The sequence below is a fragment of the Mycobacterium sp. genome (assembly GCF_035633495.1).
In the GTDB taxonomy this organism is placed as follows: domain Bacteria; phylum Actinomycetota; class Actinomycetes; order Mycobacteriales; family Mycobacteriaceae; genus Mycobacterium.
Genome location: NZ_DASQEU010000188.1, coordinates 33,795 through 44,447, shown reverse-complemented (window position 1 = coordinate 44,447; position 10,653 = coordinate 33,795). Strand labels below are relative to the sequence as shown.

The window sequence follows — 10,653 nt, the reverse complement described above, 5'->3', positions numbered from 1 at the left end:
CACGGCGCGGGCCGAGTACGTCATGGTCAGGAAATGATCAGGCCCCAGGAGGTGGTCCTGCCGATCCTGGGGCAGGCCCTCCCCGGTGTCGCGGTGGTCTTCGTTGCTCCCGGACGTGGACTACCGGGAGTATCCACTCGTCGTAATCCGCCGTGCCGGGGGGCACCCGGAAACCCGGACGCACCCCGGCGGTTCTCGCTGCCTGTGCTGGAGATGACAGCCGTCTCCGCAGACGGCCTGATCGAAGCTGAGGAGCTGTACGAAGATGCCCTGGAGGGGTCTGTATTGCGTTGTGAGACAACAGATCGTCGTGGAGGGTGTCGACTACCTGCACGGCATCCGGGACCCCCCGGTCGGTTGGCCGGGGGTTAATTTGAGAATGCCGCAATATACGCGTTACTTTCTTGACTTCCACTACCAGAGTGGTGTAGGTCACAGTCTCGTTCTGCTCAATCGCATGCACGGCCCTGCGTACGGGGCGCAGAAGGCGGGCGTCGACAAGCTGGCCGCCGACATGGCCGTCGACTTCGCGGGCACCGGCGTGTCGACCGTCTCCATCTGGATGGGGATCCTGCTGACCGATGCGTTTCGCCGCGCCTTCGACGGACGTCCGGAGGCGTTGGCGAAGACCGCACGGCACGCCGAGACCCCGGAGTTCACCGGGCGTCTGATCGACGCGCTCCACCGGGATGCCGCGTTGGCCGAACTGAGCGGTCAGACCCTGATCGGCGCCGAACTGGCGATGCGCTACGGCATCACCGACGCCGAGGGCCGCCAGCCGCCGTCGCACCGGTCCGCGCTCGGCGCGCCGCGGATTCCGTCGACTGTGGTGGTGCGCTGACGTCGACGCCGCCGGGACTTGCCACACTGGAGGGATGCGCAAGGCACCGCAGTGCTGGCTCACCGACATGGATGGCGTCCTCGTACACGAGGAACGTGCGCTACCCGGCGCCGCCGAGTTCCTGCAGCGGTTGGTGGACAAGAAGCGTCCCTTCCTGGTGCTGACCAACAATTCGATCTTCACTCCGCGTGACCTGGCGGCCCGCCTGCTGCGGTCCGGTCTCGAGGTGCCGGAGGCCTCGATCTGGACCTCGGCGCTGGCGACCGCCGCCTTCCTGCACGATCAGCTGCCCGGCGGATCGGCCTACGTGATCGGTGAGGCGGGCCTGACGACGGCTCTTCACGAGGTGGGTTACACGCTGACCGACACCGGACCCGACTTCGTGGTCCTCGGCGAGACTCGGACGTACTCGTTCGAGGCGATCACGAAGGCCATCCGGCTCATCGGGGGCGGCGCACGCTTCATCGCCACCAACCCCGATGTCACCGGGCCGTCGGCGGAGGGGCCGACGCCCGCCACCGGTTCGGTCGCGGCGTTGATCACCAAGGCCACCGGACGGGAGCCCTACTTCGTCGGCAAGCCGAACCCGATGATGTTCCGCAGTGCGCTCAACCGCATCGAGGGGCACTCGGAGAGCACCTTCATGGTCGGCGACCGGATGGACACCGACGTCGTCGCAGGCATCGAGGCCGGCCTCGAGACGATCCTGGTGCTCACTGGATCGACGACGCTCGCTGACATCGAGAAGTATCCCTTCCGGCCCAGCCGGGTTCTCGACTCCATCGCGGACGCCGTCGACCTGATATAAGGGGCCCAACCCGCGGCCAATATCGTGACCTGGTGACCACGACCGAACATCCGGATGCTGCCAGGCCGTTGGCGGGGGTGCGGATCATCGAGATCTCCAGCTTCGTCGCCGTACCGCTGGCCGGTATGACGCTCGCCCAACTGGGTGCCGAGGTGATTCGCGTCGACCCCGTCGGTGGGGCCGCGGACTATCACCGCTGGCCGCTGACCGCCGAGGGCGAGAGCATCTACTGGGCTGGGCTCAACAAGGGCAAGCTGTCCGCCGCGATCGACGTGCGATCCGACGCGGGGCAGGAACTGATCACGCGGCTGATCGTCGACAGTGGCATCCTGATCACCAATGTGGCGGGGCGTCAATGGCATTCGTACGAGACGTTGGTGAAGTCGCGTCCGGACCTGATCCACGTGGAGGTGTCGGGCCGAGCCGACGGCGGCACCGGTGTCGACTACACCGTCAATGCGGGCATCGGCTTTCCGTTGGTCACCGGGCCGACCGGGTTCGCGAACCCGGTCAACCACGTCCTGCCCGCCTGGGACGTCACGTGTGGGCTCTACGTGGCGCTTGCCGTGACGGCTGCGCTGAGGCACCGGGACGCCACCGGGCAGGGCCAGCGCATCGGCGTCCCGTTGGAGAACGTAGCTCTGGCCACGGCGGGCAACCTCAGCTTCCTGACCGAGGTGATGGTCAACGGCGTAGCGCGGGAACGCATCGGCAACTCGATCTACGGCCAGTACGGTCAGGCGTTCGCCAGCGGTGACGGGGCGTCGTTCATGATCGTGGCGCTCACGGGTCGGCACTTCCGGGACTTGGCCGAAGTGACTGGAACGACGAAAGCCGTTGCCGCACTTGGTGAAGCACTCGGCGCGGACTTCACCGACGAGGGCGAGCGGTATCGGCACCGCGACGCGCTCACGGGGCTCTTCACGGTGTGGTTCACCGATCACACCGCAGACGAGATCACCGCGGCCCTGTCGGCGACGTCGATTCTGTGGGAGCGCTATCGCACCTTCGCCGAGACCGCGGCCGACCCGAAGGTGACCGACAACCCGCTGTTCAGCACGCTCGAGCAGCCACGGATCGGCGAGTATCTGGCGCCGGGGCTACCGCTGGCGGTCAACGGTGCCTACCAGTCGGCGTTGCCGTCGCCCGCACTCGGCGATCACACCGCCGACCTGCTCCGGGACAGGCTCGGCCTGTCCGATGCCGAGATCGATCGGCTGGCCGACGCGGGCATGGTCGCGTGAGCGCACTCCTGCGCTTGCTCGACCTCGAAGCAGGCCCGTCGGAGGATTCCTGGATCGGGCCGGCCAGCGGACCCGAGGGCAAGCGTGCGTTCGGCGGCCAGTTCATGGCCCAGACCTTGGTCGCTGCCGCCCGCACCGTGGCGCCCGCCAAGCTGCCCACCAGCATGCATCTGCAATTCCTGCGGGGCGGCGAGGCGGCCGATCGCGTCGAGTACACCGTGCAGCGCGTGTTCGACGGGCGGACGGCCTCGGCCCGTCGGGTGGAGTCCCGTCAGGCCGGCCGCCTGATGACCGCGGCGAGCGTCTCGTTCTCCGTGCCGCTGACCGGGCCCGAACACGGCCGGTTCGCCTCGATGCCGCAGGATCCCGAGACCCTGCCACGCACCGGCCCTGCCGGGCCCGCACCGTCGATGCCCCTGGACGAGATCGACATTCGCGTAGTCGACGACTGGTCGACCGGCGAGTTCACGAGACGCCTCTGGTGGCGCGTCGAGGTGCCCGTTCCCGACGATCCGCTGCTGCACGACGTCATCGCGGCCTACGTCTGCGACGTGTACATGATCGATCCTGCGCTGCAGGTGCACGGTCACTCGATGAAGGCGCGCACCCACCGCAGTGGAACGACGGATTCGTCCATCTGGTTTCACCGACCGGTGCGGGCGGACCGCTGGAACCTGCTGGAGACCAAGTCACCCGCGGCGGCACGCGGCCGAGGCGTGATCACCGGCAGCCTCGTCGGGGCGGACGGCGAGATCGCCGCCACCGTGGCGCAGGAGGGTCTCATCGCGGAGCGGGAGCAGCCGTCCGAGAGTTGACGGGCCACGCCCCGCGAACGCTAATCCGCCTGCGCGCCATGGTCAGCAGCTGCGTCAGGACGACACCCACCAGCACCGAGGCGGTGACGCCCAGCAGTCGGTGGTCACCGAACAACGGGTACACCTGATAGTGCGTCAGGTAGATGACGAGCGACGCCTCGGCGAGCACGCCCGCCGCCACGGTGAGCACCGACGGGCATCGGATGGCGGGCAGCCAGATCAGGAGCGCCAAGCCCGTGAACACCAGCAGTTCTCGGTGGGTGTTTCCGAAGTAGCCGACGACGCCGACCGCGAGCATCACCGTGATGGCGACGCGTTGTCGAACCGTCGAGGACTTCGACGCCGCCCACCCGATGGCGAAGAACCAGAAGGCGAGCACGGTGAACCACGCCGCGTGGCCCATGCCGAACCCGTCGAAGCGAACCACGAGGCCCAGCGCCAGGAACACCAGCGCGAACGCATACGGCCTGCGCCGCTCGAGTTGATCGCCGATCGGCGTCCAGCACACCAGCGCAAGGACCACCAGAATCCACACCACGACTTCGACGAACCACAACCTGCCCGCCGTCATGCTGTCGCTGGGGCCGAAGAACTTGTTGGCCAGCAGCAGGTTCGACGCGGTGTAGTCGTTCGTGAAGATCAGGGCGATGGTGACCCACGCCGCCGAGGGCACGGCGATCCACGCGATGGTGTTCCGCAGGTGACGGGCTCTTTGGAGGCGCGGGAGCGGGGTCAGGCAGAAGCGTCCGAAGTTGTAGCCCGCAATGCCCAGCAGAATGTGGGCGCCGCCCCACAGCGTGTACAGCCCGGCGTGCGAGCCGACGACGAGCACGATGGCGATCGCCCGCAGGGCGACACTGGTCTCGAGCGTGGTGCCCCACCACCGTCGAGGTTTTGAGGCGCACTCCAGGTCTCGCAGCGGCAGCCGCTGCCAGTCGGCGGGGAGGTGGCCGATCGCGCGCTCGAGGCGTACCGACATCGACACGTAGGAAAGCGAGTTTCCGCCGAGGTCGACGAAGCTGGCGTTCGGGTCGATCGACGCGGCGTCGAGTTGCAACACGTCGGCGAACAGCCCGCGTAGGTCGGGTGCGTCCGCGTCGGCCGCCGAGCGGCGGTCGGCCAGCTCTCGGACGCCTTGGAAATCGGGCTTCCCCGTGGGCAATCGGGGGATCTCGTCGACGTCGAGTACGCGGATCGCCGCGCGGGGCAGCCCCGACGCCTCCGCGGCGAGGAGGGCCACGTCGCAGCCCGCGGGACGGTCGGCCGCCGCGACCAACAGCAGGCCGTCACCTTCCGTGCAGATCGCGGTGATGCCGGCGTCGCGCAGAGATGCCTCGACCCGCTCGAGGTCGAGGCGCAAACCGTACAACTTCGCGAAGCGGCTGATGCGGCCGACGACTTCGTAGAGACCGTTCGAGTTCCGGCGGGCCAGGTCACCGGTGTGCAGGGCGGCGAGGGTACTGCCCGTCGCGAGGTCGTCGGGCCCGTGTGCGTAGCCCATCATCACGTTGGGGCCGCGGTAGACCAGTTCGCCGATGTCGTCGGGCATTCCGTCGACCGGTTCGACGTCGAACGTGCCACCGGGTACCGGCACACCGATCGAGCGCGGATTCTCGGACGCGAGTTCCGGTGGGAGGTAGGCCATTCGGGCGGTGGCCTCAGTAGCCCCGTACATCACGAACAGCTGCCACCCGCGGCGGCGGCCGAGCCCCGCGAACCGCCGGACCTGATCTGGTGCGAGCCGGCCACCGGCCTGAGTGACGTGCCGCAGATGCGGTAGCGACATGTCGTCGAAGCCGATGCGGTCCAGCAGGTCGAAGGTGTGTGGCACCCCCGCGAAGGTCGTACCCCGGTGAAGCGTCATCAGGTGCCAGAACTCGTCGTCGACGACCGAGTGGTCGGTCAAGACGAGTCCGGCGCCGCGCAGGAGGTGGCTATGGATCACCGAGAGCCCGTAGCAATACGACATGGGCAAAGTCGTTGCGGCCCTGTCGGTGTGCCGGATGTCGAGATACGTGGCGATGGCATCGGCGTTGGCGACCAGGTTGGTCCTCGACAGGCGCACCAGCTTCGGTGACCCCGTGCTGCCGGACGTGGACAACAGCAGCGCCAGATCCGGATGCAGCTCGTGGGCGGCGCGGTGGCGGTGCTCCACGCTGTCGCCGCGGACGATCACCTCGGGGTCGTAGGCCTCGATCACGGCCGTGTGGTCACCGTCGGCGGGCAGGGGTATGACGACGTGGCCGCCCGCCAGTGCCCCGAGGTAGTTCACCAGTGTTTCGGTGTCGTTGCGGGTCTCCAGGAGTACGAGCCTGCGCCGACCACCGAGTTCGGAGGCGCTGGCGGCGACCTGGTCGGCGAGTTCGCGGTAGGAGAATCGCTGGTGCGCGGTCAGCAGCGCGGGGTGCTCGCCGTGCGAGGCGAGGTGGTCGATCAGTCGGTCGAGCATCACGATGGTCGCTCGTCGAGGACGACCACGGGCCCGATGACGTCGACGCGGACCTTGGCGTCGACGGCCGGAGGATCGAGACTGTGCTGACGCACGGTGATCGGTTCGCCTCCACCGGGATCGACGACGAGCAGAACGTCGTGTCCGCGAAACTCCGAGGACAGCACGGTTCCGACTCCCTTGCCGTTCCCATGGCCGTGACCTTCGTCGGACACGGCCGTGGCGATCAACTGCTCGGGCCGCAGCATGAGGGTCGCAGGCCCGTCGGCGGCCCGGTCGCGCACGGGAAGGCGGCCCAGCACGCAGTCGGCGACACCCCCGGTGACCGTGCCCGGCAACAGCACGCAGTCGCCGAGGAACTGGGCGGTGAACCGGTCTCCGGGATTGAGGTAAACCTGTTGGGGCGTACCGACTCCTGTGAACCGACCGTCGCGCATGACGGCCACCTGATCGGCGATCGAGAGAGCCTCCTCCTGGTCGTGGGTCACCAGAAGCGTCGTCACGTGGGCCGCGGCGAGCAACTGCGCGACGGCCTGGCGGGTGGACGCCCGCAGACCGGTGTCCAGCGCGCTGAAGGGTTCGTCGAGCAGCATCAGTGCGGGTTCGCGTGCGAGTGCCCTTGCGAGCGCGACGCGCTGCTGCTGGCCGCCGGACAGCTGGTGGGGTCGGCGTCGCGCCAAGGACTCGTCGAGGGAGACGGTCTCGAGTAGTTCGGCGACCCGGGCGCGGGAACTGCGGGCACTGCCGGTCAACCCGTATGCGATGTTCTGGCCGACGGTGAGGTGCGGGAACAGTGCGCCGTCCTGTGCGACGTAGCCGACGTCGCGTCGGTGCGCCGCGGTGAATCCGTCGGCGTGGGTGACCAGGCGTCCGGCGATGGAAATGGTTCCTGCGTCCGGGGTTTCGAAGCCGGCGACGAGGCGGAGCAGGGTGGTCTTACCGCATCCGGAGGCGCCGACGACCGCGGTGACGGTGCCCTTGGGCACACTCAGGTCGACGCCGTGAAGCACCTCGTGGCCGCCGAATGACTTGGCGAGACCGGTGACCTCGAGCGCATTCACCGTCACAGCGCGGCCACCCTGGTCGACTGGCGGAACAACACCAGGGTGACCGGTACCGACAACACGACGAGGAGAAGCGCGTAGGGCGCGGCGGCCGCGTAGTCGAGCTCGCTGCTCAGCGACCAGAACCGCATCGCCAGCGTGCTGGTGCCGGTGGGGGCGAGCAGCAGGGTGGCCGTCAATTCGGTGGCGACGGCGACGAACACCAGCGAGGCGCCTGCCGCGGCGGCCGGGGCGGTGAGCCGCAGCGTGACGCGCAGTAGCGTCCGGGTGGGTGACACGCCCAAGGATCGCGACGCCTCCTCGATCCCGGGTGGCACCTGCGCCAGGCCCGAGCGCAGGTTGACCATGGCGCGCGGCATGAACATCAGCACGTACGCGGCCAGCACCAGCGAGATCGTTTGGTAGAGCGGCGAAGCGACGCGGATCGCGACCGTGACCAAGGCCAGGGCGGTGACGATTCCCGGCATCGAACTGGTGATGAAGTTGGACCCTTCGACGAAGCGTGCGAAGAATCCGCGGTACCGCACGGCCACCCATGCGAAGGGGAAGGCGAGCACCGTCGTCAACACTGCGGCCGCCGCCGCCAGGCCCGCGGTCTGGACGGTGGCGGTCATGATCTCGTCGGTCGCCCAGACACTCCCGCCGCCGATCCACAGCCAGCGGGTCACCGTCCACGCCGGAACGCCGAGGGCCAGCACAGCGAGTGCCGCGAGTGAGGTGACGGCGGGAATCGCCATGCCGCGCAGGTGATGTGGCGACAGTTGCCGTTGTGCGCCCGAGCCGATCCTCGCGTACCTGGCGTTGCCGCGGCCTGCCGCCTCGCCGACCAGCAGGACGAGGCAGAGCAGGACCAGGACGCCCGCGAGCGTGCTGCCCGCCGCGCCGTTGAACGTGGCCTGGAACTGCTCGAAGATCGCGGTCGTCAGGGTGGCGAAGCGCAGCATGGCGAAGGCGCCGTACTCCGCGAGGAGGTGTACCCCGATGAGCAGGCCGCCGCCGAGGATAGCGAGTCGCAGCTGGGGTAGCACCACCCGCAAGAAGGCGCCCGTCGGGCTGGAGCCCAGTGCCCTGGCGGATTCCTCGATCGCAGGGTCTAGCCGGCGAAGCGTCGCGGCGGCGGGCACGTAGACGAAGGGGAAGTACGACATCGTCGCCACCAGGATTCCCGCCCAGAAGCCGTGCAGGGAGGGCACGACACTGACCCACGCGTAGCTGTTGATGAACGCGGGAACGGCCAGCGGTGCGACGAACAACGGGCGCCAGATCGCGCGGCCCGGCACGTCGGTGCGCTCTACCAGCCACGCGACGGCGACGCCGAGGACGACGCACAGCGGCACGGTCACGACGACCAGCCCGATCGTGTTGAAGAGCAGTTCGCCGACGCGCGGCCGCGCGACGAGGGCATACACCCGGGATGGCCCGGTGGAGGCCACCGACCAGGCGACGTAACCGAGCGGCACGAAGGTGGCAGCGACCAAGACCGCGACGACGCCGATGAGCAGCGGTCCGGGACGGGGACCCGAACGGTCGACGCGCTGCGGGCGCGGCGCCGCCGGGACCGTGTCGGTGGTGATCACCTACCGCACCATCTAGAGCAGGCCGGCCTTCGTCATCAGGTCGGTGACCTTCTGGGCGTCGAGGTCCGAGGGGTTGACGGCAGGCGCCTGCAGGTCGGCGAGCGGCACCAGTGCCGGGTTGGCCGGCACGTCGCTGGCGACCGGGTACTCGAAGGAGTTGCCCTTCTCGAGCACTTCCTGGCCCTCCCTGCTCGTGATGAACGTCAAGAACTGCTGGGCCTGGTCCTTCTTCTTGCTGGAATCGAGCACGCCGCCGCCGGAGATGGAGACGAAGGCGCCCGGGTCCGCGTTGCGGAAGTAGTGCAGTGCGGTGTTGCCGCTGATCTCCTTGGTGCTGGCCTGATCCCGGAACCAGTAGTAGTGGTAGATCACGCCACCGTCGACCTCGCCCGCGTTGATGGCCCGCAGGGTGGAGATGTTGTCTTGGAAGATCTCGGCGTTCGTCTTCAGCCCGGCGAGCCACGCCGACGTCGCGGGCTCACCGGTGAGCTCGAGCATCGCCGCGACGATCGCCTGGAAGTCCGGCTTGACCGGCGGAGCGCCCCATCGGCCCTTCCACGCCGGCTCTTCGAGATCCATGATCGACTTTGGCAACTGGTCCTCGGTGAGCTTGGACTTGTCGTAGGCGAACACCGTGGTGCGTGCGGCGACTCCGGTCCACTTCTTGGTCGCCGGTCGGTACTGCGCAGGCACCTGGTCGATCGTCGCCTGGTCCACGTCCGCGAACAGCCCAGCCTTCTCGACTGCGGCCATGGCCGGTGAGTTCTCGGTGAGGATGAGGTCGGCGGGCGACGAGGCGCCCTCGGCGATCAACTGGTTTCCCAGCTCGGTGTCGCCGCCTTGGCGATAGGTCACCTTGATGCCGGTCGCCTTGGTGAAGGCGTCGATCCACTCCTTGGTCAGCGACTCGTGCTGGGCGTTGTAGATCAACAGCCCGTCGGACTCGTTGGACGACGACGAGCACGCCGTGGCGCCCGCGACGAGCGCGATAGCGGACAGCAGCACGCCGATCCGCCTCCAAGGTGACCGCATCGAATACGTCCCTTCCGCGCTGGTGGTGGCCCAGACAGTGCTCATCAGGTGAGGATTACCTAACGAACATACCTGGAGCGCGCGCGGGCAGTCAGGCGGACGTAGTGGTCTGACACGTCGACGCGCGAAACTACGCGGGCAGATCCGTGTACTGAAGAGTGAATCCGTCGGCGCTGAAGGTGAAGCCCTTCCCGGTCAGTTCGCTGGCGCAGGAGATCCCCGTCGCCTCCTGTACGTTGCAGCGAAACCCGGAGGCGATCAGCACCCTGCCGAACGGCAGGATCGCTGCGGGGCCGGGGGCGAGGGAGTACCCGGGTGCGTCGAGATCGGCGAACTGAGGATCGGCGTTTCTACCCACCTGGATGGCGTTCGGCGTGCCGTTCGTCCCGTCTTGTCGTGGCACGGTGTCTGGTGCGCCCTTGACGGGAATGGTCGATCCCGTCGATGACTGACAGCCTGCCGTCCCTCGCGGAATGATCGCGCACACCCATCGCTTGCTGGGGCTGGTGAAGTAGTAGGCCGTCTGCCCGTCCGCCTGCGGTGCGGCGTAGTCGAAGGCGTTGGCCAGCGTGTCGTTGGTCGGTCGACTCGGCAGCGGGGGTGGGGCGGACGTGCTGGTCTGCGTGGTCGGGCGGGCGTCGTCGGTGTTCACGACGGTCCCGGAGTCGCATCCGGTGCCGATGGCCGCAACTGCGGCCAGGATCAGCACGGATGCGGTGCGCCGCCGGATCCCGTCCATCAATTGCCCACGCGCGGTGGTGCATCCGGACGCCATGCGGCTCATCCTTGCATGCTCGGCATGGAGCCGGGTCCGACCACCGAC

Annotated in this window: 9 protein-coding genes and 1 pseudogene; 5 read left to right on the top strand and 5 right to left on the bottom strand. The window is 68.2% G+C overall.

Translation table 11 applies throughout. The features are described 5' to 3' along the window. The first annotated feature begins 33 nt into the window (after positions 1–33). The 5 genes and pseudogenes from VET27_RS26730 to VET27_RS26710 all read left to right on the top strand — a co-directional run bounded on the left by VET27_RS26730 (position 34) and on the right by VET27_RS26710 (position 3,708). On the top strand, positions 34–372 hold the full coding sequence (locus VET27_RS26730) for a phage tail termination protein (protein ID WP_526523103.1): 339 nt from the start codon (positions 34–36) through the stop codon (positions 370–372). Between the two features lie 85 nt (positions 373–457). After that, positions 458–841, top strand: a pseudogene (locus VET27_RS26725) (Rossmann-fold NAD(P)-binding domain-containing protein); the annotation flags it as partial. 34 nt (positions 842–875) lie between these two features. Beyond that, positions 876–1,649: an HAD-IIA family hydrolase gene (locus VET27_RS26720; RefSeq protein WP_526523093.1), complete on the top strand. Its 774-nt coding sequence runs from the start codon at positions 876–878 to the stop codon at positions 1,647–1,649. Between the two features lie 32 nt (positions 1,650–1,681). Then, the gene (locus VET27_RS26715) at positions 1,682–2,893 is read left to right on the top strand and encodes a CoA transferase (RefSeq protein WP_526523091.1); all 1,212 of its coding nucleotides are present in this window, start codon (positions 1,682–1,684) and stop codon (positions 2,891–2,893) included. After that, positions 2,890–3,708 (top strand): acyl-CoA thioesterase, encoded by an 819-nt coding sequence (locus VET27_RS26710; protein WP_526523089.1) that lies wholly within the window; start codon positions 2,890–2,892, stop codon positions 3,706–3,708. The genes VET27_RS26715 and VET27_RS26710 overlap by 4 nt, the downstream gene beginning before the upstream one ends. Here the strand turns inward: VET27_RS26710 and VET27_RS26705 are convergent. The 5 genes from VET27_RS26705 to VET27_RS26685 all read right to left on the bottom strand — a co-directional run bounded on the left by VET27_RS26705 (position 3,674) and on the right by VET27_RS26685 (position 10,614). Next, complete coding sequence (locus VET27_RS26705) at positions 3,674–6,157, bottom strand: AMP-binding protein (RefSeq protein ID WP_526523087.1); 2,484 nt, start codon at positions 6,155–6,157, stop codon at positions 3,674–3,676. The genes VET27_RS26710 and VET27_RS26705 overlap by 35 nt on opposite strands. Continuing rightward, positions 6,157–7,224 carry an ABC transporter ATP-binding protein gene (locus VET27_RS26700; RefSeq protein ID WP_526523085.1) on the bottom strand — a complete coding sequence of 356 codons (1,068 nt, stop codon included), beginning with the start codon at positions 7,222–7,224 and terminating at the stop codon, positions 6,157–6,159. The genes VET27_RS26705 and VET27_RS26700 overlap by 1 nt, the downstream gene beginning before the upstream one ends. Then, positions 7,221–8,798: an ABC transporter permease gene (locus tag VET27_RS26695; protein ID WP_526523083.1), complete on the bottom strand. Its 1,578-nt coding sequence runs from the start codon at positions 8,796–8,798 to the stop codon at positions 7,221–7,223. Before VET27_RS26695 ends, VET27_RS26700 begins: the two co-directional genes overlap by 4 nt. A gap of 12 nt (positions 8,799–8,810) precedes the next feature. Then, positions 8,811–9,830 (bottom strand): iron ABC transporter substrate-binding protein, encoded by a 1,020-nt coding sequence (locus VET27_RS26690; protein WP_526523101.1) that lies wholly within the window; start codon positions 9,828–9,830, stop codon positions 8,811–8,813. A 130-nt stretch (positions 9,831–9,960) separates the two neighbouring features. Then, on the bottom strand, positions 9,961–10,614 hold the full coding sequence (locus VET27_RS26685) for a hypothetical protein (RefSeq protein ID WP_526523081.1): 654 nt from the start codon (positions 10,612–10,614) through the stop codon (positions 9,961–9,963). Positions 10,615–10,653: the final 39 nt, after the last annotated feature.

Coding starts and splice junctions, on each gene's coding strand:
- VET27_RS26730 (WP_526523103.1), top strand. CDS start 34: ATGATCAGGCCCCAGGAGGTGGTCCTGCCGATCCTGGGGCAGGCCCTC.
- VET27_RS26720 (WP_526523093.1), top strand. CDS start 876: ATGCGCAAGGCACCGCAGTGCTGGCTCACCGACATGGATGGCGTCCTC.
- VET27_RS26705 (WP_526523087.1), bottom strand. CDS start 6,157: ATGCTCGACCGACTGATCGACCACCTCGCCTCGCACGGCGAGCACCCC.
- VET27_RS26690 (WP_526523101.1), bottom strand. CDS start 9,830: ATGCGGTCACCTTGGAGGCGGATCGGCGTGCTGCTGTCCGCTATCGCG.
- VET27_RS26685 (WP_526523081.1), bottom strand. CDS start 10,614: ATGAGCCGCATGGCGTCCGGATGCACCACCGCGCGTGGGCAATTGATG.